Genomic DNA, 26,012 nt, shown 5'->3' with positions numbered 1-26,012 from the left:
TGGTCGACGATATGCCATAGCTCGCTAGAGCTATGGCATATGTAGGACGGGTTCGCTGACGTGAACTAGGCCAGCTCAGACAGATACGGTTTACGATAGGTTTTGGAGTTTTTCATTTAGGAATTTACAAAGCCCCACCCATCCAGGGTTGTTCAAAAGAAGTGAGATGCGAGGCGGAGGCACTTTGATTCCCACAGGCGTATTTAAGAATACGTCGAGGACAGTCGAAGTGCCGACAACGAAGCAGATTGCTTCTTTTCATCAACCCCATCAAGGAGACACCATGAAGTACATTTTGTTAGTTGCCCTGTCGACGCTGATCATCTCTTGCCAAACTTCTCCTCCCAAGCAAGAGCTCTCTCTCCCTTCAGATACGGTTGGCCTCGCCCCTCTGGCGAAATCTCCTCCTTCTGTGCTAATCCTCGATCATAAGTACTTCGTGGTAACCTACGACCGCCCCACCCGCCTCGCCCGCCACGTCACCTACTCCCTCACTGCCACCCAACTAAAAAACTCCGCGAATGCCACTCGCTCTAACAAGTTCAAAGCAGACCCTCTGCTTGCCGACTACAAAGAGCTAATAGTTAAGCCCAGCGAATATCTAAAGACCGGCTACGATCAAGGACATTTGGCGAATTCGAAAGACTTTGGCTTTAACCAAGAGGCGCAGGATGAGACCTTTGTGATGTCGAATATGGCGCCGCAGAAACCAAATCTGAACCGCGATGCATGGCTCAAACTGGAAGATCAGGTGAGAAAATGGGCTTGCGGTGAGGAAGAAGTGAAAGTCATCACAGGACCAATTCTAGGGAAAAACCTGAAAACTCTTAAGAGCGGCCTACCGATTCCAAATCAATTCTTTAAGATCGTCTTAGATGAGACTCCGCCAAAGAAGATGCTGGCATTCATTTACAATCAAACCGACAAGGGCGATGTGATGGCAGAGCGCGAGATCAAACTCACAGAACTTAAAAAAGAAGTCCTCCCCCAAATCAATGATACTGAGAAAACTAATTTTTCTAAATATCCTATTGTGCCGATCAAAGACTGGAAGAGTTTTGATTGTTTCACCAAAATGAAACCCGCAAAGATTGTGAAAAAATAAAATGTTTTCTGAACTTTTAATCCTTATTGATAACGGCGAAGAAATTCGCACCCTACAAGATCCTATTTCCCGATCTACCAATACACTTGCTTGGTTTAGGAAACTTGAAACATTCGTCAATTCAATCGAAGACTCTGGCTTACAATATGAAGCAAAACGTCTACTTGCAGATGAAATATTAGTCTCTAGCGTATCGGTTAGCGACAAGACCAAACTCACAAAAGTTCTTCAATCATTAAAGCAAATTCAAATGTACGCCGAGGAATCTCGAAATAGAGAAATAATGAAAACAGAAAACAAAATACCATCACCAATTAAAACTCCCGGCAAAGGCTCTGTTTTATCAACCACTTTTGATGAATACACTCTCGACAAAGTAATTGGAAATGGTGGCTCTGGAACAGTATTTTCAGCACAATCCAGCGATGGACAAAAAGTAGCCGTTAAAGTTTTAAAACCAAATCAAAGCACAATTAAATCGAAGCGCTTCAAAAATGAGATCGGTTTTTGTCAAAAGAATCTACACCCTGGAATTATCCAAATTCTTGATCATGGTGTGCATACCACAGATGGAATAAAGTCTCTCTTCTATGTCATGCCTCTTTATCCAAAGACGTTCCGCGAGTACATGAAAACTCTTAGAGGAACTGAGGGATTTAGATTCATCACCCAGATGCTTGATGCCGTTGAAGCTGCACACTTAACCGGTTGCTTTCATAGAGATCTTAAACCTGAAAATATTCTCGTCGATAGAATTCAGCAAAAACTAGTTGTCACCGACTTCGGAATTGCGCATTTTGAAGAACAAGATCTCCTTACCGCCGTTGAAACACAACAACAGGATCGCTTAGCAAATTTCCAATATGCGGCACCGGAACAAAGATACAAAGGTGGGATCGTCGACCACAGGGCTGATATTTATGCCTTAGGGCTGATTACCAATGAGATCTTCACTGGTGAAGTTCCACATGGCACTGGATTTAAAAGTATAGGTGGTATTGTTCCAGAACTAAAATACCTCGATAAAATCGTCGAAAAAATGATTCACCAGGATCCGAATTTCAGATATCAGAATATCTCTTTAATTAAACAAGAAATCGAGGCACTCGGTAAAGCTTCGCTAATACAACAAAAGTTAAATGTTCTTTCTAAAGAAGTGGTTGCTGAATCAGACGTCTCAGATGATCCACTTATTGCAAATCCAATAAAAATAGTAACCATTGATCATAACGGTAGAAGTTTGGTCTGCACACTAAACCAGACGCCGTCCAACTTATGGGAGCGATTGTTTGGTCAAGGTAGCTATTCATATGTATTAAATCATCCGCCCCAAGCAGCCGCATTCAGAGCGAACATTTGCAATTTTCCCTGCGAGATAACCCAAGTAGAACGGATTCTTCCTGATTTAAAAAGATATATTGAAAGCACAAACGGAATTTATAAAGCACATATTGAGTCTTTAAGGAAACAGGAAATAGCGAACCAGAAAGCCGCAAATGCGCGCGAAATTGAATTTCAGAAGCAAAGAATGGAAATGTTAAGTAAAATCAAGTTATAAATGGTTGACGATATGGTCTAACTCAATGCCTTGAGTTAGACCATATGTAGTTCGGGTTCGAGCACACACTTCGTGGCGCACTCAGACCTGTTTCGCAGGTTTACGATGGCTTTTTTTTTGGAAATTTGAATCGCTTTCCCGGAGAGATCAAAAGTCGTCAGATGCGCGACAGAGGGTTGCTTTTGAAGTGAGGCCTACTGGTCAGTAGGTCGCAACGAAGGAAGTCGACTAACAACAAAGCAGATGGCGGCTTTTCATCACTCCCCTCCTACCGACAGAGTTTAACGAGTTCTGGGTCACTCTCAATCATATCCTCAATCTTCAACATCACCGTCCTCGGCCAGTTCTCTTTTTCCGGCCCAAATATCCCAATCTTATTTTCATGAAGTCGAACGATAAATAAATCCACACCTTCTTCACGGCAACCAGAAACCAGTGCAAGATTATACAATAGGCCTGCAGGCGATCCATTCAGTCCATGATCAACATCGAGATCAAAGGCAATAGTATCTTTTTTAGTCCAATAGTAAAATCCAAGTTCAACGCTAAGCTCAGGCAATGGAGCACAAAGTCCTTGCTGGGAAAGTGTCCCGAAAAGCCAATAAGCTCCGCCTTGAATACTAGCCTCGTTGATTCCAATCCTACAGGCATCAGGATAGCGAGCCGTTTTTGTTAAAGGCGCTGTAGAACAGCCAGCAATAAAAATTGATAAGGCAACAATGGTAGCTGTGATCGAGGCTTTTAAGTGTTCACTGATGGCTCTGGTCATGAATCTAACCGTGGAATTTCTTCGATAGACTCAGTTGTAAAAATACCTCTCCTCATGGTTCTCTTTTCTAGGCTAATCCCACCTTTATATCTGGCTTTAATAGCTCCCACAAAACTCTCTACATCCCTATCAAAATAGATAGGGATTTCAAAAGAACCTTTACTAAAATAGATTTTCACAAGCGATCCAAAGAAAGGATTCTTGGTAATACTAATACGAACGGGCTCTCCATTAGACCTCCAAGTCCAAAGCAGGCATTTGATTTCAATATCACGGGAATCCATATGAAACCGGAGAAACAAGTACTTTGAGAGAACTTCTCCGAAGAAACCAATGCCTACCACAAACAGCAAGACGCAGAGCCCCTTTGAAACGTAGAAATTTAGATTTTGTTTCTTGATATTCCAGAGAGCGATGCCAACCCCAAAAATCACCACACTAAATAGTAGGTAGAAAATCGTACTCTTTAGATCTAGGCCTTCAGTTTTAAATTCTTCAGGAGTTTCGACGATTCTTTTCATGTTCTAGATTTACCTTTAAATCGTCGGTATAAGTACAATGCTGGAAATGAAAGCCAAAAAGCGCATACTACAACAATTGCCAAAGTTGCCTGATCTCCACAAATTTCAGTCGTTCGAGGTATCCTAAAACACCCCTTCGTGAAATAGTCGTAAAGCGGAAAGCTGAGGCCAATTGGAATCAAAAACATCCATCTGTCACCAAATGGTCTATTATTTTCACTCATAAACCAATTGTAGTTAACAGGCAAAGACATGCAAGGAAAATGGTTGCCGATATCCCCTATCTCACTTCCTGAGCTAGGAGATATGTAGATCGGGCTCATGGACTGACTTCGTTGCCCAATCGGACGAGGAATGTTTACGATAGAAGGATTTATTTGATTTGGTATTTACTCAAGGAATGATCAAAAGCCGTCAGTTGCGCGACGGAAGGTGACTTTCGAAGCGAGGCCTACTGGTCAGTAGGTCGCAGAGAAGGAAGTCGACTTACAACAAAGCAAATGACGACTTTTCATCAATCTCCCTTGGATTTAAATGAGGCGGATATACATTAAATAAAGAAGCAACCCACAAATGAGCGGACATAAAACGATCCCCAAGCCGAAATAAAACATCAAGGCAATTCTTCTTGCTTCTGAGATACTTGGAATTTGATTGTTATAAGCCTGTTTGAAATTATAGATCATCGGTTTCAAACCAATGATCCCAATTAAAATAAAAACTACGCTTCCGATGATTTCGATTTTAGTCATTTTCCACTTTTAGTCACACGCTTGACCGAAGTCAGTGTTGATACCTGCCCAATTCCAGTTTTGCGGAGCCAAACTAAATGCCGACCCAACCGCGTTTTGATTTAAACATTAAGAATTAATCTTCATCCTATTGGAAATTAAGACCTTGAGAAAAACAATATTACGCATGTTGTTTTTTGAATCCAACTTCTCATACGCTGATAATTGATCTGCACTCAAAGATTGCTTTTGAATGACAATATACTTTGGAATCGTTATTAGCTCACCAGATTTTAAGCCGATTTTTAAACTATCAATGGCATTGAGAGATAGCTCCGATACATCTGAAAATAAAATACTTCGATCTATTTTACCAAATAGACCTGTATTTTTAATCTTCAATTCTTGCCCTATTTCAATTTCAAAGTTGAGATATAGACTATAGAAAACCATTCCTAAAGTTGGAATACCGAAGACGACGCCTAGAAAAAGCCCCACACGAAGATCCTCATGTGGGAGCACTGGTTTTGACGGTGGAATAGATAGCACGTAAACAGTTATTCCTACCCAGATAAGAAATAGTAAAATTCCACCTGCGATACTTAATTTTCTATATAGATCACTATTAAATTTAATCTTACTCAACGATTCCCCGCTGCACTACCATTACCACATCCTTGAACGTAACCCGTTGCTGCGTCAAGAGGAACTAACGAAGTACCAACAGCGCCGTCAATTGCCTGTTCTATTTTTTGAATCGCACCACCGAACATTTGCCCCAACTGTCCGACTGCCGCCCTAGAATATGCGGCGGTTGCAATGCTAAGCAAACTCTGTCCGAGGTCAATCTTCCCAGTAAATGTAAGTTGGGTCATCACATTGGTCAGAAATATAGCACCCAAACTCGCACCTGAGCCAATTGCGGCGCCTGTCATTCCGTTTGTAACTGCCCCAGAGATAATATCGGCTCGGGTTGCCCCTGGAACAAGTGCGGCACCAATAGCTCCACCCGCGGCGCCAAGTCCAGCACCAACTATGGCACCGAAAATACCAAAGTGTCCTGTTGGATCAATAAAATTGACCGGGTCACCATATGCATAGGCATACAGATTTCCCCGACCACCATTAAACCCAATCGGATCCTTGTTCGTCCAACGCCCCACAATCGGGCTATAGTCTCTCGCTCCAAAACGAAGAAGTCCTATATCCGCGTCGTACAAACCGCCTGCAACCGGCGTAGCAGGAAGCTATCCCGGCGCGAAGCCCGAAGGGACGAGGGCAGGAGCCCGAGTCAATCCAATCTAATATTTATTTTTTGCGAAACCAATTTAGTTCGCGCTTACAAAAAAAAACTAAAAAGACTGTTCCAATACTAAAAAAACCGAAGACAATAATCACATCTTTGTTCAATACAAATTCTCCTCGAGAATATGCTTGAAAAGACAAAACACCGAAAAAAAGTAATCCCAAGATCCCAAGAATAAATCCAAGAGGCGCAACGATTCTTAAAAATGGATTCGTCTTATTTTCAAAATTCATTATTGCTTTCCATCGGCACAGTCTAAAAGCTGTTGCTCGCGATTTTTTGAGTTGTTTACATATACTAACCCTTTAAAAAAATCTTTGGAAGCATTACCTAAATCGCCTACACCATATAATAAAGAAGATGTAACCCCAGCCATGACCGAGCCAATTCCTGCCAGTACATTACCTTCCGCAGCTAGTGCGAACATTGCACCACCAACTGCACCACCCACAGCTCCGTTCGCTGCCGATTTCATTATCTCCCCAAAACTACCATTTTGCATCCAGGTCGTAACTCCAGACGAAATACCACCGATAATTACTCCGGCAATTGCTCCAGCAACAACAGCCTCAAGTGGATCTCTCCCATTGTAGTCAATGAAATTTACTGGGTCGAAACTGGCATATCCATACAAATTAGACATCCTTCCGCTGAAACCACTTGGATCTTTGTTAGTCCATCTTCCTACAATTGGACTATAATCTCTTGCCCCAAAGCGCACTAGCCCTGTGTCGGAATCACTAAGCCCCCCGGCAAACCCGAAAGGAATAATTGCGCTCGTTTTACCATCTAACGAGACACCAAACTCATCGTAATTGAAACTTTCAACTACCTGACCGTTTGAACTATCCACGATCATTTTTGGCGTACCAACTTGATCTGAAATGATTCTAAATTGCTTACCGTTGTAATTTACATAATCCGGGCGGAAGCCCACAGAGTGGAACGCTGAAGGCGTGGAACTGAAGTAGTAATAAGTATTGGTCCTCCAGTAATGAGGACCAAATCAAAAGAATTTTTAAGAGAAATGTACGATATAAGCGATACCAATAGCAGATAAAATCACTCCGCTAAGAAATGCTAATCCCATCATCACATTTCGCCCGGCTAATTCTTTTTTTTTAAAATCTCGCTTTAGTACTCTGAAAAACCACCAGCAAAGAAATAAGCCAGCAGCCAAAAACATCAAGCCCGATGAAACACCATCATTCATTTAAATTCCCTATGGACAAGTTTTTCCTAAAGCAAAATCATTGGTCAAAGCAGCATCTGCTCCGGCACCAAACGCACCACCAATCGCCGGTGCCAAAATTTTCTCAGTAAACTTACTTCCAGGCAACGCTAAATTAACCGTATTGCCTATTAAAGCACCCGCAAAACCAGAAGCTGCTGACATCAAAACAGATTCTTTATTTATATCCCAAATCGAAGTTCCGCCCGCAACCTGAGTTGCGATATTAGCAACCGCTGAAATGCCAGCACTTGCTAAAGACCCACTTCCAATTCCAGTCCCCGACAATGCTCCTGAGATAACACCTATTGCAATACCACTAGCACTTCCACCAGTCGTATAATATCCAGAGATACCGCCGATAACCGCACCGATAGCAACTGTCCAAAACTTTCCTGATGGATCTATTAGATTTACTGGATCGTTTTCGCTATAGACATATAAATTACCTTGTCCACCATTAAAGCCAATTGGATCCTTGTTAGTCCATCTACCAACAACCGGGCTATAATCTCTGACTCCGAAGCGCACAAGTCCGGTATCACCATCGTAGAGACCGCCAGCAAACCCAAACGGAATAATCGCGCTCGTTTTACCGTCTAGAGAAACACCAAATTCATCGTAGTTGAAGCTTTCAACTACCTGACCATTTGCACTATCCACAATCATTTTTGGAGTACCTACTTGGTCGGAAATGACTCGGAATTGTTTTCCATTATAGTTTACATAGTCCGGCACATTCACTTTAGACGCATAGACAAACGACTTTACAATTTTCCCTGAGCCATCCATCTCAGCCGCAATTTGATATTGTGACTGATAGATGAAAGCTTGAACGACTTTCCCGTTAATCTTTTTCCCAATACGGCGATTCTGTCCGTCGATTACGTACTCAATCAGTCTTCCATCTGGCAGAACGACCTTACGGAGATTTCCGAAAACGTCGTATGTATATGAAGTCATCTTCGTCTCTTTTGTCTCCGGATTCACATCCGTACGAGTCTGAAGATCACCATTGTCATTATACTCAAACTTTGAGTCCCCATATGACAACAAGCGATCCTGCTCGTCATAAATACCTGTATATGACTTAGAACCACTCGTGAAACTTAAACGGTTTCCATTGGCATCGTAAGTATAAGTACGAGCATCAGAACCTTTAGTAACTTTAGATAGTCTTCCTTGAGCGTCATACTCATAAGTTGAAACAATCTTCGTTGTACCTGTAACATCTTGCGAAGCTGCGATACGGCCAACTTTATCGCGGTTATAGCTCATCCCAAAAATTGGCTTCTTATCAATCGTAAAGCCTGAGGAGATCTGTTCACCGTAAGTATTAAACCCAATTCCCTCGACAATCTTACCCAATGTCGTCGCTGACACCGCTCCAACGTTATTGCGGGTCATTGCCAAACCGCCAACGCCAGTGAGTAGACCATCTAAATCATAGGCGACTGCATTTGAAACTACGGCTTTCCCATCAGCACCTGCTACAGAAATAGTCCCCAAACTCAAATCAGTATTATAGGAATATCCAACTGTGCTATTTACATCTCCGGTTGTATTGATGGAAGTTGGAAGCATCCAAACATAGTTAAAAGACATCTTGGTACCGTCAGGAGCCGTTAACTCTCCAGGTAAATCAGATTTTCCATCTTTAATCGGAGCATATTTAATTTGATAATTACCATCAGGCGTAGTGACAGCATTCACTAAGAAACTATCCGCAGCATAAACAAATTCAACATTCTTACCATCTGGACGACTGATCTTTGTTAGCTTTTTATCTTGGTCATACGAATAAACAGTTGAACCCGTCACTTTTGACTGAATGCTTGGAGGTAGATAGCCTTCGACCAATCCCGTCAGACCCGTCACAAAACTATGATTTGGTTTTCCAGGAGGTTTGATGCTTTTTAGGTTTCCATCAAGATCGTATGCGAATTCAATTGCATTTCCGCCGGCAAGAATCTGCTTTACCGGGCGATTCGCTTTGTCATACTCGAAAGAGGTTTTTCTTCCTAAGGGATCTAAAACAGAAGCTAGGTTTCCAAAACTGTCATATGCAAAAGTTTGCTGACGATCACCTTGTTTGATTGCAGTGACACGAGCAAGAGAATCATATGAAAAGCCAGTCGGCAACAGATCACCAATCTGTATGGTTAGGTTCTTTTCCATCGAACTACCATTGGTTTTCATAGTACGAAGAAGTGGAGATGTAAGTGTCACTGTTGTAGGTGATTCTTCTTCAACTAGCTTATATGGTTGCTTGTCATTATTCTGCAGATAAGTAAGTGTTGTTTTGGTAAATCTTTTATCAAACTCTTCTTTGATATAAGTTTCCGACGTTGATTTAAAATTAGTTCCCTTAACCTCAAATTGTACTTTTGTCCGATCACTGAACGCTTTCTGTCTTAAATGTTCATACTTTGACGTATAGGTTCCATTGTAAATATCCACATAGCCAGAAACAGTAGAATCACTGGAAACGCCAGAATAAAAAGATGAGGAGAACGATCCAAAATCGTTCTTATGAACTACGGTAGATAGCTGCTCATTGTTTTCGATTCTCACTCCACCTAGAAGCTTGTTACTACTACTTGAGGCCGCAATATAAATTGCATTCTTTTCCGCATCGATATGGGAACTTAAAACCAATGTGTTTATCGGCCCCTGATCTTTTTGTAGATTCCCCTCTTCATCATAGGTAACTAAGGTCTTTAATCCGCTAGGCTTTTGAAAACTTACCAATCGACCGATTGAGTCGGAGGCCAGCAAATAAGACTCATTATTTGGGTTGGTGACTTTACTTAGGCTCCCCTTCTGATCAAATTCAAAAGTTGTTTTTTGCCCAAACGGAGTCACTATACCAAATTTCGAAAAGGTATAAACTTGCTTAGTATCAGTTGTGACTTTTGCAAGATAGTCTCTCTCATATTGAAAAAACCAAACCATTCGATCGGGCTTCAATTGCCAGATTTTCGCGATCCTTCCATCTGGATAAAATCTTAAATTATCGACCGCATAAAGGTTCTCTTTTTCAAAATAGTATAACTCATCACCAAACAACTTCCTTATCCTACCGTCTCCGAAGTAGATAACTTTATTCTTAACATCGAGATAGTGTTGAATGGACAAACTCCAGCCCCCGATGGATCCAAATTTTGAGTTAAAGTTACTACCCTTCTTGAATCTATCACTTGAGTAATTGAGATAAAAACTTGCTCCCACTACTGGAATTGATTCTGAAACGGATTGCCTTTCCAGGTTGATGACCGAGTGACCAGGAATATTTGAACTCCCAACCCCAGGCTTGCACTGGCCAGGACGGTCGGAGGTTACAGGGATAGATCCCGGCTTATTCGGAGTTGGAGCTGGCGTTGGATTTGGCTGAGGAGATGGAGTTTGAGCCCCACTGCCGCTTAGACTGACTTCGATTGGCATATCGGCATAGGAATCGAATTCGATCCCTATCCACACATGCTGTCCTTTAGGCAAAATAACCGAAGGACTCCAAGAGCCTCCAAAACGAATCTTAGCCTCAACAGATGATGAGCAAGAATTGGAGTATTCAAACATAAATGACTGTTGGCCCGGGAAGTCACTCGATGTTTCTTTAATATTGTCAACGCCAGCCACAACACAACTTGCACTACTACCTGTTTGTACCAGCTTTGGAATTGTTCGGCACACATTTGCAGGGTCACTACATTGCTCGCTCTTAGCCTGCTGTGCTCGAGCCTCATCAAGCACCCCAATTGCCGTAAAATCAGCATAAGAAAAACTTGCAGTGAGAGACACACCAATTAAAACCAATAGGCGACCGAACTTCAGATCCATCACAAACACCCTAATTTGAAGTAAACTATAATTTATTTTTTCTTTTATACCCAGGAGCCTGAGGGCGGCAGAGGAATCTATCCCAAAAGTAAATATTTCCTGTTTATTACAAGCCCGCCAAGTGGGAACGACAGTTGAACCTGCGGCCGCGCCCGCGGAGAACGACAGTTGAACCAACTACCGCTCATTAAGAAAGAGGACAAACCCGTTTGGCGATATACTCATCCTCAAGGCCTTGAGGATGAGCATATGTAGTTCGGGTGAGCCGACACTCAACCCCATCGGCTCAAACCTTCAGGATTGTTTACGATGGGTTAAATTTCTTTGATTCATATCGATTTTGGGACTGATCAAAAGGCTGCAGATGCAAGGCGGAGGGGTTCTTTTAAAGTGAGGCATACTTACCGGTATGTCGCAGCGAAGAAAGGTTCACTCCAACGCAGTCAGATGCGGCCTTTTCAGCAGTCGAATCTTGATTTCAACTTCTAGAAATCATAGATTCTAGAAGTGCCTGGAGGCATGCTCATCCGGTTTCGGATGGGCTTTTCTATGTTAAGGACGATGCCATGGCCACTTCTACTACCTACAATGCTTTGTCTATAGTTTACCCAAATGGCACCCGCATCGCAGACGGCTCCAAAACCATCGAAGTCCGTTCCTGGAAACCTCCAGAAGGCTTTAAAGGCGACCTCTTGATCGTTGAGAATTATCACTACTTACGTGAAGACGGCATCACAGATCCTCACGGCAAGCCCGTAGCGCTCGTTAAAATCAAAAACGTTAGACCATTCATGGCGGGCGATATGTTGGCAGCTTGTGCGACCAAATGGGTTCCGGGCTATTATTCTTGGGAGCTTGAAGATATCAGGCCCATTACCTCAACAGAAACCGTAATGGCCGCCAGGAATATTTATACTGTGAAAGCTACGCTTACAGAGTGAAGCACTATCAGTGCGAAACTGAAGTAACTCGCAGAGCTGACAGACCTGGGGTCGAAAAGCTGAAGCAACTCCGCTACGCTTACAGAGTGAAGCAAGTGCGAAACTGAAGTTGGGCCACGCCCACAGTGTGGAGCTGAAGTAACTCAAAAAAACCACTAACCGCCAGTTTTCTTCTTTATCAAGACCATCCATTGAAAAAGAATTACAACAACGGCGACGACAAGACTCAGATAAAATACATCCCAAGGGTTTGAATCTTCCTTAACCTGATAGTCTTGTATCTCGTCGCCATTTAACCGATAAAGTATCTCTACCGAATCGCCTACCTTGGCAAACGCACCACACTTACTTGTCCCGACATATTTCTTATCACCATATGCAAACTCATAAGTTTGGTAGCAACTCCGTCCGGGATGATTCACTTCCACGATCAGCCCTGTGGCTCGACTGGCAGTCTCTATATAATGCTTCCGAAAGGCGCCATAGGAAAATCCCACGCAGAGAATAATCACAGCGAAAATCAAATACGAAAACCGGATAAAGAAATCTTTTACCTTAATCATATATCCTCTCAACCAACACTACACTTCCCTTAAAAAAGTGGACCCGCATTTTTCGCAACTATGCGCATTTGGAGAAAAAAATGCGGCAAAAGTAGCCACTAATGGCAGAAACCAAATTGTTTCCAATACCCAGACTTTCCTGCTCACTGTTAATCCGAAATTCAACTGGGGTAATGTCATTCCAAGAATCGCTACTACCAATAGTAAAACACAAACAGTTCGATAGCTGTTGTTAATTTTTGAAACGCCAACATGTTGGCAATTCCTACAGCGCACTTCTATGGGTTTAATGAGGTTGAACACTTTTTACCTTTTTGGGCTCATCACCCTTTCGCTGAGTCCAGAAGGAAATTCTGTGATTATCTTTTAAGACTCCCAGTATCTGATAATCATCATCGCGAACGAATGGAATGTCCGATTCTGATAGCTCTTCCCTCAAACCTACAGGAATATCTTCTGGCTTTAGATAAATTGTCGATCTTAGATTTCCTTCTGCAGAATAACCAATGGCTTTTAGATCCGAAGAGAATTTCTTGTATTCTTCGAAATAGGCTCGCTCAGCGGTCACCACAGATGCCATAATCGTGCGAAGTTCGGACTCTTTTGCCTTCTCGACGTATTTAACGCCATACAGATTCCACCATAGAATTGCTATAAAAATGGCAAGGCCGAAGACACCGATTGTAGTTGCAATTTGTTTGTTAGTTTTTGAGGTCATTTACCATCCAATCACGACCTTACTTTAACTAAATATTAGCTATACACAAACATTATTCTGTTTTCTAATTACAAGATGTTGAGATTAAATAATGCTCTTATCTTTTTACTTTTAATAGCGTCCGGCTGCGATCGCGCTCGAATCATTCGCAGCGAAATTCCTTTCGAGTCTCTAATGACTAATCAAGAGTGCATCAAGCGCGCAGTTCAAGCTGTCCCTGAAGTTGAATACATTGGTCAGGAAAGAAAAACCTTTCGCTGCTGGCCAGACTGTCCAAAAGAATATTTTCACACCTACTACAAAGTACGTCAGAACGGACGCTACAATGGTGCCAATGTGGTCGTCACACGCAAGCATGACGACACTTATATAATAGAAAACCTCAATCTTCTCTATATAAATGCCAATATTCCACAGAGCGATATCGACGGTTATGAGAAAGCTCTGCCACTGGTAAGTAAATCAGTTGAAAATATTTGTGCCTTAAAATCCATACCATCAAAATAAATCTCATTCACCAACCCACCTTCTCGACTCATAAAAGACTTCACCTCTAAATTCACCAAAGAACTTCGCAGACGAATCCCCGTCTTTCATGTCCGAAGGACATCGGGGTTCCCGCCCCCCCTTTTTTTTTTCCATTGCAATTGGTTGATCAAAAATGGTTAGCTCCGCGGCGAAAGGCATTCGATTCCCACAGGCGTATTTATAATACGTCGAGGACAGTCGAATGACTGACAACAAAGGAGATGGCCGTTTTTCATCAACCTCCCACGAGGAGGCTAAGAAGCTTCCAAAACAATTTTATATGGAAGCTTCGCTCTCGTTAATTGATCCTGAAGGCTGTATTTCACAAACATAACTGGCGAATGCCCTAGTTTCTTTGCAAACGCTTGCGCTCTTTCCGGACTCAAAAATTTATGCCCCTTTTCGATTTGCGAAAGATGAGCAGTTGAGATTCTCAGCTTTTTTGCCATTTGCGCTTGAGTCATATCTTCAGCCAGACGAAGTGAATTCAAAACCGATCCCAATGTTAGAGGACCATCTGAAATGCTCTCTAAAAATTTAACTGCATCGCTTTTTTTCTTAGTACGCATGTTTATTCACCTCTATGACTTCAACAAGTTCAACATCACCGTTGCTCTGGACAATATAAATTGCTCTATAAGAACGATTAAGACGAATGGATCTCTGTCCCAATCGATTTCCCTTTAATGGCTCGTCATGAAACCCTGGGATTTTACGAACTTCTTCCAACCCAAGCTCTTCGATCGATTGAATCCACAACAATACATTATTCTTAATGTAATTCGGAACTTGAAGTAAGTTTCGCTGCGCCTTCTTACTAAGACGGACAACCTTGATCACTGGGACTCCTCATTATTAACCAATTTGGTTAAGTCTGTCAAGTTATGGATTTGCACTGAAAACCCCTTTAAAATATGTATTTCAACGGCGGGAAGCCGGGAGAACGCAGTCCCAACGGGACGAAGTTGAACCTGCGGCTTGACCGTGTAGTGCGCAAGCTGAACCTGCGGCCCCGCCCGCGGAGTGCGCAAGCTGAACCAGCTAAAACCAGCAGTAACTGAGGAGTGCTGTAGCTGAACCAGCTAAACCCAGCAGTAGCTGAGGAGTGCGCGAGCTGAACCAGCTAAACGCCTTCGGACTGGCTTTTCTGCAAGGCATGCCAATTGGATTCCAACAAATAGACAAGCTTACGAAGTAAGCTTGTCCGAATCCCGCAAGTGTGTGTGTGGAGTTTGAAGTGTGGAAGATATGTTGAGGACTGGAATTCATCCCAAACTAAAAATCCTGCACATTTCTGCGCAGGCTTAGATTATATTACTAGGGATTTAAAGCCATAATTTAAAATGATCTTTAGGAAACGGCCTAGCGACGCCACGATCAAGAGTGTAGCCACCAACCCAGCGGCCCATGATTTTTCCCATGCGCATGACTCCAGGTTGTCCGGTGTTCCCATAGTATGTTTTGAATCCTCTTTTTTGAAGTTCTAATAGAATTCTTTCATAAAGAGCTCGAGAAAGGCCTTTGCCTTGCATTTTCGAATTGAGATTTATACCGAAAGCAGCCCGTTTCTTTCCATCTAATCCGGCTGGGACTTCGATCAGATCCAATCCGCCGCAAAGTGTTTTACCTCGATAAACGAGCAATGGCGGATTGCCATTCTTCATATTATTTCTTTGATCCATTTTTACAAATTTTAGAAATTTTGGATTCTTTACTGTTGCGCCAAATTGCGGATTCTTGGTGAATTCTGATTTGATCAACCGAATGTAGCTATCGATATCTTTGATCGAGCGGGCAGGTAAGATATGTAAACCCGCCTTTTCGAAAGATTCCCGCAAAGTTTTTCCGTAGTGTGCTCGTAAAAGCCTCAATGATTTATCAATATCACCGTGAAGCAGAACTGAGCGTATTCCGATTCCTTTACTTTCGAACCAAGGAATTAGATCTTTTTGCCAGTACTCAAGTTTTCCAGAACATCGTTTTCCCAAAAGACTTTCATTTTCTTCTAAGACAGATTTAGCCCATTTTAGGGAGCTGCTGTCTCCTGGCATTGAAAGAATCATGAATTTTCGCTCGAAAATTTTTGACTGAAACTCTACAGGCACTGTGGTTATTAGAACGGCCGCCACAAGCTGCTGCTTTTTACTTCTTCGCAAAAAAAGTCCTCCGCCCTTAGCGGTAAAAGGGGCGAAATGACCATTTACAAAACCTTGCTCTAAACTTTTACGCAAACGAGGCGTCGGATTTATTTTTCGATACTTAAAATGGGAGTCAGCGAAAAGCCTGGCCAGTTCGTCTTGTATTTGGATTTTTTTACTCATTGCTGGATGGTACCACAGTATCGCTTCAGTTCATCAATGGAATGTTTTTAACTCAGAACGCATATATTTGACCCCAGACTTCTAATACAATGCGGCCCCGCCTGCGGAGTGCAGCAGCTGAACCAGCTAGGACTATGAAAAAGTTGTTGGCGATAGCAGCGGTAGCTGAGGACCGGCGTAGCAGGATGCTACCCCGGAGCATAGCCCGCAGGGATGAAGGCAGGAGCCTGAATCAGTGCGACAGTTGAACCAGCTACCGTGCTTTAGATGTCTCGGACTCCTGTCCTCAACCCTGCGGGCTTGCGCGCCGGAGATAGCATCCATGCTATGCCGGTGTAGTGCGGGTGAGCCGACACTCAACCCCGTCATTTCAGACAGGATTTCTTTTTACGATATATGTTAAAACTGTTTTGATTGACTCCCATGGGGGATAAGAAAGGTTCAGATGCGAAGAGTCTTTTAAAAATTAAAAAGCCTGCACATTTCCGCGCAGGCTTTGATCACAAGACCAGGGGTATTATTCAAAATACGTTAACGATACACTTGAGTTAACGACATCTTCAATGGGTATCCAGTGTTGGCCATTTTCGCAATTTTTGTATTTCATATTTAGTCTAGGAGCTTTGCAGTCAGAACCATAAGTATCTCGAATTAAAACCATACATCTCCCGGCTTCGTTGTCATATCTGCGACCAATAATCACAGACACATGAGATCCACCAATCGGACCATTCTCTTTAAACAAAATATTTGGATCATAGTGCATTCCCACTCCGGCAAAATCAGGAGAGCTAATTAGATCGTTAAGAGATCTTTCTTGTTCATCTTTACACTTTTTCTGAAAACAGATTAGCTCTTTTGGTTCTGGAACATCAACATAGACTGAATGATCTTTACAAATTCGATCAATGAAAGCCTTGGCTTGTCGTTCAGGCTTAATATGTTCAGTAGCCTTTTTTATCGCTTCAAGAATATCTTGGATTTGGTTTAAGTTGCCTTTCGAATCGGCGCATCCCGTTGAGTTGGCTTGAGAGTTTATCGATAAAATCTTTTTGTATACACGATCTATATTAGATTCAGCTTCGAACTGTTCGTCGATGAGCGAAAATATTTGAGAAAACATTTTGTCATGATTTTCGCTTGAGATAATTGATTGCTTTTTAAGCCACGTTTCGTCGCATACATGCTTATTACGGCTTGCTTCAATAGCCGGAGTCAATTTTCCAAAATTTCCATAGAGTGTGCTTGCGATACCTTTACCTTCAATAAGATTTTCTTTAATTGGTTTTCTAAAGGTTTCTCTATTTTGCCTATTATTTGCTAATTCTTCTGGAGACAGAAAATGGTTGACCCAATTCAATGCTAAGGAAGCTGGAGATGTAAGTTTGCCATCGAACTTGCCCAGTTTCATTCTTTTCGCATCAATAAGCTGTGAGGCAGAGATTGCATAACACATACCTGTATCTGTTCCCACATTATCAGTTTGATTGTAAATCGGAAGTGTTTGGAAAGGGCCGCCATTCTGATCCAAACGTACAGGCGCGCAATCACTTTCTGTGATACAGAAAGCAGTACCGCTGAAAGAAAACAATAAAATAAATAAAACTAGGGGTCGATATGCTGGAAGTAATGCCATCAATTAAAATTATACATTCTCACAGAATAATGCGTACTCTTGGCTAAAGAATTCTAGACTGTTCATTGACAAAGGTCCGGAATGCAAAAAAGGCACCCTTCAACATTTAGGTTTCCTGGAAAAACATATTGCTTAGTTTGAATAAAACCAAATGCTTAAAAGCCAGAACCCGTTTATTTAATCTCAGACTTCCAATACAAAAGGTTGTTGGCGATATGATCATACTCAAGGCCTTGAGCATGACCATATGTAGATCGGGTTCAATGACATTCAACCCCGTCATTTCAGACAGGATTACTTTTTTTTCGATAGGTTAACTTTTAATTTTTAGGCATCCACATCCAAGGTTGGTCAAAAGGGACCAGATGCAAGGCGAAGAGGTTCTTTCGAAGCGAGGCATACTGGTCAGTATGTCGCAGTGAAGGAAGGTTCTCGCCAACGCAGTCAGATGACCCCTTTTCACCGACCTAAACCTCGGGGTTGACGCGGACTTTATAGGCCACGGCTCTAGGATATTTCTTAATAACCACACACTCCCCCACCCCGAGCGACTTGATGGTGTTTGGATGAATGTTAAATTCTTCCGTCTGTCGTAAAGACTTTTCCCCCGTCGGCACATCCCAAAATAACATCCTCTTGGTCTTTTCCGTCGCCCTCAACACCGACTTCGTCCCTCCTCTACTTGCAATCGCCTCCGCACTATCTGGGTTTGATTGCAAAAAGGCGTACAGCGTTGCCATATTCGCAGTAAGCCTTGTAGCAAAGTTCTCATCCACCGCTTTAAGATCGGCAATTTCCTGGTGCGATAGAACCAAGGACATTTTTGAACTTCTAGCCCTATCGGGGAAGCTAATAAAATCCGGCGTCGCTAAATCTGCAAACTCGTCAATAAAACAAACAAAGGGTTTCCGCTTAGATTTTGGAATCTCCGCATCAATCCTCGCTGAAGTCGCAATGATATCTTGAACGATAAGTCTACCAATCGCCTTAGCTGTTGCCTTATACCTTCTTGAATCCAAAAAGATAAAAGCCACCTGTTGGTTTTTTACGGCTTGAAATAGGTTAATCCCGTCTGGAGATTCCTTCAGGAACTTACCGAAATTTGAAAGCACTAAACTTTCTAAATGCGCCCGTAACCCCGAAAGGTTCTCATAGCTTGTTTTGTTATTGATGTAGGAATACAAATCCTCCATCAGTCTTTTAATTTGCAGCGCGCTTTCTGGAATCTTTAAGCACAATTCCTCCACAAATTCTGGGTTCGTAATGGATTCTAGAACTGTAGCTAAATCAAACCTGTATTGCTGATGTTCTCTGAGCCAAGTAAGTCCCATGAACAGTTTTAGCAAATAGCTTGCTGCCTGATCCTTATAAAACTCATTACTCCACTCAAAGCTCCCCATAAGTTTATCTCTTAATTCCGTCGCATCCCCATTTTGCAGTAAGTTATATGACCCCGTAAGCTCTGGATGAGAAATTGAAAAGATCTTAAGATCCTTCCCTCGGCCACTTTCCTTTACCGTTTTGATCATCTCCTGAATCGTGTCGACATCGCCTTTTAGATCTATCCAAAGCAACCCCTGCCCGCGGGTAAGTCTGCTTTTCATGATTTTTGTAAGCAAAACGGTCTTACCAAAACCGCTAGCCCCCACAATATGGACATGGTGATTGAGTTCACTGTCAGTGAGTTTTTCATTTTGAAAGAAAGAGCCCGCTATCCTACCAATTTGAATATTGGGCTCTTTAGGGCTAAACCCTAGGAGGGAACTAAGGTCTCGCTTTAGAATTTCTAAATTTAACATATTAATGCACCGTAACCGATCTTGGTTCTTCGTCCTTATTTGCAAAGTACTTATAATAAGGCATCACTGAAATCCCTTTAGCTTCCTTAGGGATTTGCTTTTTGATGACTTCTACAACTTTGTCATCAGTACAAAAGAAAATGACTCCTTCAATCCCTGCGCCCTTCATATCTGGATGCTGCAAGACTTTCAGGTATGTCTCGATACGATCTCGGTATGCCTTTGCATTCTTCATTGCTACTTCTAACTCTAAGAAATAACTCTTATCGTTTTTCTTCTTACAACAAGCATCCGGCATGTTTTGAAACTCTCTCAAAAACAAAGGCACCTCTTTTAATGATTGCTCTGAAGCCCATTGCTTTAAGTAATTCAACTGTTCAAATCGGATACGTAGATCATTGAGCAGCAAATCATGATTCAGTCTACCTGGCATTACTGACTTAGTGACCTGCGGAATTTTCTTATCCTTCCACTCCGCCTGTACCAATTCAAATCCTTTCAGAGTAGCTAAAAACAAGGACTGCTCATTCAATGTTTCGTCCTTACACTTTAGAATTTGCAAATTCAAAAGCTTACGAACACTCTCCTCCACTCTTCCCTCATCATAAAACCTTGTGATGATTTGTCCGAGCGTCAGATAGCGCATTTCCAAAACGTACTTTGTGATTTCCAATTCGTTCATTGATAACAACTTCTCTAGCGGCAGTTGTGGTTCACGCTTTGGAAATGCATATGTTTTTGTCACTTAAATTGTCCTTTTCTCACTCTGAAAGAGTGTGTTTTTGGTTTTAGTTGACTGCCTTAAGATGCAAGGTACAGAGCACTCTTAGAAACCAAATAGAAAGGGATGAATATTCGACCGTGGCCGAATGATGCGGACTACGGATAATCTATTTTGAAGAAGTCATTAAAATGATTTACTTCAAAAAGATCCCCGTAAATCTTTGTCTCCTTCGAAAGAAATTCGAAGATATTGTCTTTTGCGCAGACGAAAAGCACACGATCAAAAGTCTTATGTTTCACATCCTGTGAACGCATTAATTGCACGTACTTTTTGATCTTGTCTTGATATCTCACTTTGGATTTAACCGCGATTTCAATCTCAATCGCGGTTTTGATATTGTCTTCGGTATAAATACCATCAGGAATATACTTCTTCGAAAGCCCTCCAGCCAACTCTGCACTGCTTCGAAGCTTCCTATCAGAGACCCAGCAAGTCGCCGCTCTCTGATTCTCAAGTATAATTCTCGACTCTAAAACCATCTTGTCATGCAAGAAGGTTTTCAAATCAATCGTCTGCAAAGGTTTCGAAACAAAACCCATAGGCTTACGGTCCGTAACAGCCCTATATGCCTTTAAAGTCGCTATAAAATAACGCCTTCTTTCTGAAAAGGAATGAACAGACTTAACTAACTGTGCCTTCTCCAACTGCTGAAGGCGTCTAATTGCCCACTCGTTGCTTCTCGCGGGCTCACCCTGAAGGGTGACTGAAAAAAATCGCTCAAAGATATCTTTGAGCGATGCGAATTTCATATCTAAGAGAAATTCTAATATTGTTAAATCTCGATCAGATAAAATAACTGCTCGAGATTTTGTTGTTTTTGGATTTACTGAAAGTAAATCCTTTATTTCTAATTGCATCCCCACCCAACCCTCCCCATTTCTGAATAAAAATAGAAAATGAAATTTCGGACCCACTCCCAAGTTTATATTGTTCCCCTACTGCGATACCGTCTGGTCTGCTGGCTGCTGTAAACCACCCAATCTCGTAGGGAGTGGGTGGTTTACAGCAGCCAGCAGACCGGACGGGAGCCAGAGGTTTGGATTTACTTAGGAACTTGGGAGTGGGTCCGGAAATAGTACACCCGCAAACCGGGTGCCTGGACGGATTCACCGGCTGGCGCTTCTGAGTTGGCTTTTTCGGATACATCGGACAATTACGAACGGTATCTTACATCCGTGCATTGGCCGCTCTTTCGTCCGCACTTTCGGTGTTCATCGATTTAGACTGATTTTAAATTGGCCAACGCATTGCTTAAAGGTTCAGCAGAAATTATTCACAACCACTAGGAGGATACGTGAAAAATGCTGAAACCATACCGGCCGACAATTCTGCAATTAAAGACTCGAAAGAGCTCAAAGAAACCAAAAAGACTGCCCCAGCGAAGAAGAAATCCCTTTTGAAGAAACTCGATCCGGAAACTGGGAAACTACTTCAACAATTAAGTGATCGGGCCAACAAGAAAACCCATGGCAAGAAAATTCGGGATCATGAGATCATCTCCCTTGGGCTCTCACTCATTCTGCCTGAACACTTAACAGCCCTTCAAGAAAGGTCGCTGTCCGAAAAAGACCGACTGAATATTGCCCACGAAGATTATCAAAAGCTAAATGGAAAGATCACCCTAGATCAATTCATCGGCAAACTTCTTCGCGGAGAAACCCTTTTACGATAGTGAAATCGCGCACTCCGTCGATTTCCACCCTTAATTACAAACTATTTGCTTAAAAATACAGAGGTATTACCATGACCATGAACCCAGCTCCTGGAGCTGAATCCGAACGCTTTTCGCTCTTTGAAAACCTAAAAGCACTATTAACTCCCAATGAAGTTTGCGAACTTCTCGGCATCTCTATTAAAACCATTTATGATTGGAAATATAGAGGCGCACTCCGAGGCGTTCCGCGCGAACTCTTTGTGAAGTTAAATCGAAGACTATTTATCCGAACTGACATTTTAAGAAAGTGGATTTTTTCGCAAAACGGAATTTATTGCCCGTAGCGAATTAAGGAGACTTCATGTCAGCAAAAAGAATTACAACTAAAAACGGCGAAGTTCGCTGGGAAGTTCGTGTCTATGAAAACGGACGCGGATCCAAGCGACTAAAAAAGATTTTTGATCGAAAAATCGACGCCGAAAAGTTTCTATTGGAATTTGAGAAAAAGAAACAAGAATTAGCTGAGAACCCCTTCCCAAGCATCACCTTTAAAGATCGCACATTTAATAGTGAATCCACTTACTGGCTCGAGGATGCAGATTCAAAGTTCTCCCCCGGCCACAAAGTTAAGGCGAAAGAAGTTGTTTCATCCTTTATCAAAGTTTTTCCAAATTTGCCGATCGAAAAGATGACTCCGGAGTTTCTCTCTAAGTACCAACAAGCTGAATTCAAAAAGGGCCTGGCTCCCTCAACCTGCAATAGGAAGACAGAAATCTTAATGGCAGTTTTGAATCATTCCGTGAAACACAGAAGAATTCCCTTTCATCCAGCTCAAGGCTTTACCAAAATGAAGAAAACTTTTCTTGAAATGAAGTTTTTAACTGAAGGTGAAGCCAGGCACTTTCTTCGGCATATCGACCAAAAGTACCCTCGACACACAAAGGATCGCTGGATCTTTATCGTCTACCTACTCGCCATCAATACCGGCATGCGTGCTGGTGAAATATGGGGCTTAAAGCGCTGCGATATTAATTCGACCCGTGGAATTATCTCAGTTTGCCGTCAGTTTAATCGAGTTTCTCAGGAGCTCGCACAAACTAAAAGTGGCAAAGGTCGAGATGTCCCCTGCAACGATCACCTTCGCGAAGAACTGAAGGTTTGGTGTATGAGTAATACGATTGCCATGGATGACTTAGTTTTTTCTACCGAAACTGGGCTCCCCATTTGTCATGAAAATTTCATCGCCCGAAGATTTAAACAAGATATCAGGGCCTGGGGCGGAAAGACAATTCGCTTCCATGACCTGCGCCATACGGCGATCACTCTTTTGATTTCTAAAAAAGTTGATATCAAAACAGTTAAAGAAATTGCCGGGCATGCAAATATTCAAACAACAATGAACTACTCACACCTGCTCAGCGATGCGGTCGAAAAAGTATCAAAGGAATTTCAGATTATTCCTGCAGAAAAATATGCTGATCTCAAGTTAGTAGTTAACCCTGAAGATCATGACATCTCTTGTGCAAGATAATCTTTTTCATTTCGTTTGAGCTCGTATTTGTTCGATAGTTGGTGGACCCTTTGTGGACCCTTTTCCGAATTTTGATGGTTTTAGAATGAAAAAAGGGTTATTGCCTTTCAGCGATAACCCTTTGATATTCTTTAACAAATCCGTCGAGAAAATTGGTTGCGGGGGCAGGATTTGAACCTACGACCTTCGGGTTATGAGCCCGACGAGCTACCAGACTGCTCCACCCCGCGACAGAGTTTGTTCAGAGGATTCAGTTGTATAGAAGTAAGGGGGTGGGGTCAACCTTTCCTTCTGTTTATTTTCGGATTCTCTTTTTATGCCACCTTGTATCATGCGAGCTTTACAAGCAAGATCAGCAACTTGCCTCATATAGTGGCAGCAATCTTACATATTCGCTGTGGCGTCTTCGATCTCTATGTTTTCATACAAGTCTTGAGCTTGCTGGATGAACTTAACGAAATCATCTACGTTCGCAAAAGAGGTCCACCCACGATTCTCCCCGATCACAAAACATGCGCTCACGCCAAAATCATAATCTTTCGGTCGGATATAAGGGAAAATGACTCTGACAGGCTCCCCTTGCGCCTTAAAGACTCTTCCAAAGTGACGAAGCTCAAAGGTGCTTGAGGTGATCGTGATCGAAGATGAGAAGTGATGAAACAAACTTCGCGCAAAGGCGAAAAAGAAAAATATCATCAGAAAGCCAGCTAAGATCTTATACTCAGGAACGACGTCGATCGCCAGACCTCCCATAGTAATAAAAATCAAACTAAACAGAAGATCTGGAATAAGACTCTTCATCGCGCGGCCGGTAACTTTAATTTCGTCTTTAGTGTATGCAATTTTCACAATCGCATCCTAACTGCCCGCCCCTGATAGAGTCAAAGTGCCTTTTCCGTTGCTATCAGCAGTGGCTCTTGTAAAGTGCGCCCATGCAAAACATCACTTACAGCACTTTAAACTTTCAGAAACCCAGTGAAATATATCGAGCCGCACAAATTCACGAAAGTGCACCCCTGAACTGGGATCCCACTTATCGGGTCACAGAAGAAAGAATTCAAAACTGGTGTAAGTTCCTTCGAAACTCTGCCGAGAACAAGGATCTCTTAATGCTCTTTGCTAAAACCGCTGAAGGTGAAATCATCGGAATGCACTGGGTGGCTCTTTCCGACAGACAGGGCGAGAAAGTCGCACATATTCATTCCCTGTGGGTTTCTGGCGACCACCGCGAACAAGGCATAGGCAAGGAGCTCAAGCGTTTGGGCGAACAATGGGCGAAGAAGAATGGCGCTGTGATGATGATCACGGGAGTCTTCTATAGCAACCAGGACATGATCGAATTTAATATTAAGATGGGATTCAAACCTCAACAGGTCGAAATGACGAAAAAACTGTAAGAGGGAGCAGCTCCCTCTTAACTCAGCAGACTAAGCCTTGGACATTTTAAATTTTTTGCGAAGATTTTCTTCAGTAAGACGGATCTCTTCGGCCAAAACCACTTCGAACAATTTCTCTGAAGAGATCTTATATAGATCCGCTAGCTTTTTAAGAATAGAAATGGGTGGAGCGGCAATTCCGCGCTCCCAGTTAGATACAAATTGTGGTGTGTCGTATTTAAGATATTCAGAAACTTCTTTTTGAGAGAGACCCGCTTTAAGGCGGCCTTCTTTTAGAAAACTTGCTAGCTTACTTAACTTTTCGCCCATGCTGTTACTCCCGAAGATTTATAAAACTAACAGGAAGTTATTGCGGGAACAAGCATTCTAAAATCTGATTCGGTTTTTTAAGAACCAATTCTGGAGCGTACTGTACATTTGTTAGATAAAGCTATTTAGTTTATATTTGCTAAGCAAGCCAGTAGCGCTGAGTTCTGTTCCGAATCTCTTTGAACTGTTGTGTTGTGGAAAATTCTTACTTTAAGAGAAGAGAAAAACTGCATCATAGAAGCCTCCTTAATTTGTTATTGCTTCGATAGACTCATAATAGCAAATCCACCCTCCCTCTAAAAGACGCATAAATAGAATTCGAATATGCGCAAAATGAATAATAACTTTCAACAGCCAGACTCTTGTCTTGATGCTGTGAGCAGATACAACATGCGCTCCCATTCACCCTTGGGTTAAACTGATAGCAGCGGTTCTGGTTCTCATTTTTAGGAGGCCTCTATGAAGAAAGAACAGATAGGGAAACCTAGCAGCAAGATCAAACCCGCAGGCGAAATCACAGCACAACCGCAACGCTCCTCCACACACAAACATCCGCCTGACTTTGACCCTCGCGACGAGCAGATCGACTACGGTGAAACCAGCCTGCACGATGCAAAGATGTCGGGGTACTCTGACAGAAAAGGTCGTGCCGTTTCCATGACCAAAGAAGATATTGAGGGCTCACCGACCGGAGCCCTCACAGACATTGGTGCCGGGCGCTCCTCGGTGATTCATGAAAAGAAAAAACAGAAAGATCATTGAAGACGATT

28 protein-coding genes and 1 tRNA gene are annotated in these 26,012 nt (G+C 42.4%); 9 read left to right on the top strand and 20 right to left on the bottom strand.

Features of this window, described 5'->3' with window-relative positions:
* The first annotated feature begins 283 nt into the window (after positions 1–283).
* Positions 284–1,105, top strand: a complete 822-nt coding sequence (locus tag NWE73_RS08720) for a DNA/RNA non-specific endonuclease (protein WP_277577923.1) — start codon at positions 284–286, stop codon at positions 1,103–1,105.
* 1 nt (position 1,106) lies between these two features.
* Complete coding sequence (locus NWE73_RS08715; protein ID WP_277577922.1) at positions 1,107–2,663, top strand: serine/threonine-protein kinase; 1,557 nt, start codon at positions 1,107–1,109, stop codon at positions 2,661–2,663.
* A gap of 268 nt (positions 2,664–2,931) precedes the next feature.
* Here NWE73_RS08715 and NWE73_RS08710 read toward each other — a convergent pair whose 3' ends face one another.
* From NWE73_RS08710 to NWE73_RS08675, 8 genes are all read right to left on the bottom strand, one after another.
* Entirely contained in the window at positions 2,932–3,432 is a 501-nt protein-coding gene (locus NWE73_RS08710; RefSeq protein ID WP_277577921.1) for a hypothetical protein, read from the bottom strand.
* On the bottom strand, positions 3,429–3,953 hold the full coding sequence (locus tag NWE73_RS08705) for a hypothetical protein (RefSeq protein ID WP_277577920.1): 525 nt from the start codon (positions 3,951–3,953) through the stop codon (positions 3,429–3,431). Before NWE73_RS08705 ends, NWE73_RS08710 begins: the two co-directional genes overlap by 4 nt.
* A gap of 530 nt (positions 3,954–4,483) precedes the next feature.
* Complete coding sequence (locus tag NWE73_RS08700; RefSeq protein WP_277577919.1) at positions 4,484–4,705, bottom strand: hypothetical protein; 222 nt, start codon at positions 4,703–4,705, stop codon at positions 4,484–4,486.
* A gap of 108 nt (positions 4,706–4,813) precedes the next feature.
* Positions 4,814–5,329, bottom strand: coding sequence for a hypothetical protein (locus NWE73_RS08695; protein ID WP_277577918.1), 516 nt, complete (start codon positions 5,327–5,329; stop codon positions 4,814–4,816).
* Positions 5,326–5,904, bottom strand: coding sequence for an RHS repeat-associated core domain-containing protein (locus NWE73_RS08690; protein WP_277577917.1), 579 nt, complete (start codon positions 5,902–5,904; stop codon positions 5,326–5,328). The genes NWE73_RS08695 and NWE73_RS08690 overlap by 4 nt, the downstream gene beginning before the upstream one ends.
* A 318-nt stretch (positions 5,905–6,222) precedes the next feature.
* On the bottom strand, positions 6,223–6,927 hold the full coding sequence (locus tag NWE73_RS08685; RefSeq protein WP_277577916.1) for an RHS repeat domain-containing protein: 705 nt from the start codon (positions 6,925–6,927) through the stop codon (positions 6,223–6,225).
* Positions 6,928–7,008: 81 nt separating this feature from the next.
* Positions 7,009–7,203, bottom strand: a complete 195-nt coding sequence (locus NWE73_RS08680; protein ID WP_277577915.1) for a hypothetical protein — start codon at positions 7,201–7,203, stop codon at positions 7,009–7,011.
* A gap of 9 nt (positions 7,204–7,212) precedes the next feature.
* On the bottom strand, positions 7,213–11,238 hold the full coding sequence (locus NWE73_RS08675; RefSeq protein WP_277577914.1) for an RHS repeat domain-containing protein: 4,026 nt from the start codon (positions 11,236–11,238) through the stop codon (positions 7,213–7,215).
* Positions 11,239–11,627: 389 nt separating this feature from the next.
* Here NWE73_RS08675 and NWE73_RS08670 point away from each other — a divergent pair, with 389 nt between their 5' ends.
* On the top strand, positions 11,628–12,002 hold the full coding sequence (locus tag NWE73_RS08670) for an ASCH domain-containing protein (protein WP_277577913.1): 375 nt from the start codon (positions 11,628–11,630) through the stop codon (positions 12,000–12,002).
* A gap of 155 nt (positions 12,003–12,157) precedes the next feature.
* On the opposite strand, the gene NWE73_RS08665 is transcribed toward NWE73_RS08670, so the two are convergent.
* Together NWE73_RS08665 and NWE73_RS08660 are read right to left on the bottom strand one after the other, a co-directional pair.
* Positions 12,158–12,565 (bottom strand): hypothetical protein, encoded by a 408-nt coding sequence (locus tag NWE73_RS08665; RefSeq protein WP_277577912.1) that lies wholly within the window; start codon positions 12,563–12,565, stop codon positions 12,158–12,160.
* 286 nt (positions 12,566–12,851) lie between these two features.
* On the bottom strand, positions 12,852–13,283 hold the full coding sequence (locus NWE73_RS08660; protein WP_277577911.1) for a hypothetical protein: 432 nt from the start codon (positions 13,281–13,283) through the stop codon (positions 12,852–12,854).
* Positions 13,284–13,457: 174 nt separating this feature from the next.
* Here NWE73_RS08660 and NWE73_RS08655 point away from each other — a divergent pair, with 174 nt between their 5' ends.
* Complete coding sequence (locus tag NWE73_RS08655) at positions 13,458–13,790, top strand: hypothetical protein (RefSeq protein WP_277577910.1); 333 nt, start codon at positions 13,458–13,460, stop codon at positions 13,788–13,790.
* Positions 13,791–14,065: 275 nt separating this feature from the next.
* Here NWE73_RS08655 and NWE73_RS08650 read toward each other — a convergent pair whose 3' ends face one another.
* The 7 genes from NWE73_RS08650 to NWE73_RS08620 form a co-directional block, all read right to left on the bottom strand.
* Positions 14,066–14,380 (bottom strand): helix-turn-helix domain-containing protein, encoded by a 315-nt coding sequence (locus NWE73_RS08650; protein ID WP_277577909.1) that lies wholly within the window; start codon positions 14,378–14,380, stop codon positions 14,066–14,068.
* Positions 14,370–14,651, bottom strand: a complete 282-nt coding sequence (locus NWE73_RS08645) for a type II toxin-antitoxin system mRNA interferase toxin, RelE/StbE family (RefSeq protein WP_277577908.1) — start codon at positions 14,649–14,651, stop codon at positions 14,370–14,372. Before NWE73_RS08645 ends, NWE73_RS08650 begins: the two co-directional genes overlap by 11 nt.
* Before the next feature lie 485 nt (positions 14,652–15,136).
* Positions 15,137–15,967, bottom strand: coding sequence for a hypothetical protein (locus NWE73_RS08640; protein WP_277577907.1), 831 nt, complete (start codon positions 15,965–15,967; stop codon positions 15,137–15,139).
* A gap of 682 nt (positions 15,968–16,649) precedes the next feature.
* The gene (locus tag NWE73_RS08635; RefSeq protein WP_277577906.1) at positions 16,650–17,768 is read right to left on the bottom strand and encodes a C1 family peptidase; all 1,119 of its coding nucleotides are present in this window, start codon (positions 17,766–17,768) and stop codon (positions 16,650–16,652) included.
* A gap of 467 nt (positions 17,769–18,235) precedes the next feature.
* Complete coding sequence (locus tag NWE73_RS08630; protein WP_277577905.1) at positions 18,236–19,567, bottom strand: type IV secretory system conjugative DNA transfer family protein; 1,332 nt, start codon at positions 19,565–19,567, stop codon at positions 18,236–18,238.
* 1 nt (position 19,568) lies between these two features.
* A complete protein-coding gene (locus tag NWE73_RS08625) occupies positions 19,569–20,312 on the bottom strand; it encodes a replication-relaxation family protein (RefSeq protein ID WP_277577904.1) in 744 nt (247 codons plus the stop codon).
* A 134-nt stretch (positions 20,313–20,446) separates the two neighbouring features.
* The gene (locus tag NWE73_RS08620; RefSeq protein ID WP_277577903.1) at positions 20,447–21,214 is read right to left on the bottom strand and encodes a hypothetical protein; all 768 of its coding nucleotides are present in this window, start codon (positions 21,212–21,214) and stop codon (positions 20,447–20,449) included.
* 431 nt (positions 21,215–21,645) lie between these two features.
* Between NWE73_RS08620 and NWE73_RS08615 the strand changes: the two genes are divergently transcribed.
* The 3 genes from NWE73_RS08615 to NWE73_RS08610 all read left to right on the top strand — a co-directional run bounded on the left by NWE73_RS08615 (position 21,646) and on the right by NWE73_RS08610 (position 23,536).
* On the top strand, positions 21,646–22,023 hold the full coding sequence (locus NWE73_RS08615) for a hypothetical protein (RefSeq protein WP_277577902.1): 378 nt from the start codon (positions 21,646–21,648) through the stop codon (positions 22,021–22,023).
* Positions 22,024–22,094: 71 nt separating this feature from the next.
* A complete protein-coding gene (locus tag NWE73_RS18110; RefSeq protein WP_407652939.1) occupies positions 22,095–22,349 on the top strand; it encodes a helix-turn-helix domain-containing protein in 255 nt (84 codons plus the stop codon).
* 17 nt (positions 22,350–22,366) lie between these two features.
* Complete coding sequence (locus tag NWE73_RS08610) at positions 22,367–23,536, top strand: tyrosine-type recombinase/integrase (protein WP_277577901.1); 1,170 nt, start codon at positions 22,367–22,369, stop codon at positions 23,534–23,536.
* A 153-nt stretch (positions 23,537–23,689) separates the two neighbouring features.
* On the opposite strand, the gene NWE73_RS08605 is transcribed toward NWE73_RS08610, so the two are convergent.
* Positions 23,690–23,766, bottom strand: a tRNA-Met gene (locus tag NWE73_RS08605).
* 154 nt (positions 23,767–23,920) lie between these two features.
* The gene (locus NWE73_RS08600) at positions 23,921–24,385 is read right to left on the bottom strand and encodes a hypothetical protein (protein ID WP_277577900.1); all 465 of its coding nucleotides are present in this window, start codon (positions 24,383–24,385) and stop codon (positions 23,921–23,923) included.
* A gap of 83 nt (positions 24,386–24,468) precedes the next feature.
* Here NWE73_RS08600 and NWE73_RS08595 point away from each other — a divergent pair, with 83 nt between their 5' ends.
* Entirely contained in the window at positions 24,469–24,933 is a 465-nt protein-coding gene (locus NWE73_RS08595; RefSeq protein WP_277577899.1) for a GNAT family N-acetyltransferase, read from the top strand.
* A 30-nt stretch (positions 24,934–24,963) separates the two neighbouring features.
* Here the strand turns inward: NWE73_RS08595 and NWE73_RS08590 are convergent, their stop codons facing one another.
* Positions 24,964–25,242 (bottom strand): helix-turn-helix domain-containing protein, encoded by a 279-nt coding sequence (locus tag NWE73_RS08590; RefSeq protein ID WP_277577898.1) that lies wholly within the window; start codon positions 25,240–25,242, stop codon positions 24,964–24,966.
* A 459-nt stretch (positions 25,243–25,701) separates the two neighbouring features.
* Between NWE73_RS08590 and NWE73_RS08585 the strand changes: the two genes are divergently transcribed.
* Positions 25,702–26,004 carry a hypothetical protein gene (locus NWE73_RS08585; RefSeq protein ID WP_277577897.1) on the top strand — a complete coding sequence of 101 codons (303 nt, stop codon included), beginning with the start codon at positions 25,702–25,704 and terminating at the stop codon, positions 26,002–26,004.
* The last annotated feature ends 8 nt before the right edge of the window (positions 26,005–26,012 follow it).

The organism is Bdellovibrio svalbardensis, assembly GCF_029531655.1.
Classification (GTDB): Bacteria; Bdellovibrionota; Bdellovibrionia; order Bdellovibrionales; family Bdellovibrionaceae; genus Bdellovibrio; species Bdellovibrio svalbardensis.
The sequence above is the reverse complement of the archived record's forward strand: the minus strand, read 5'-3'. Positions and strand labels throughout refer to the sequence as shown.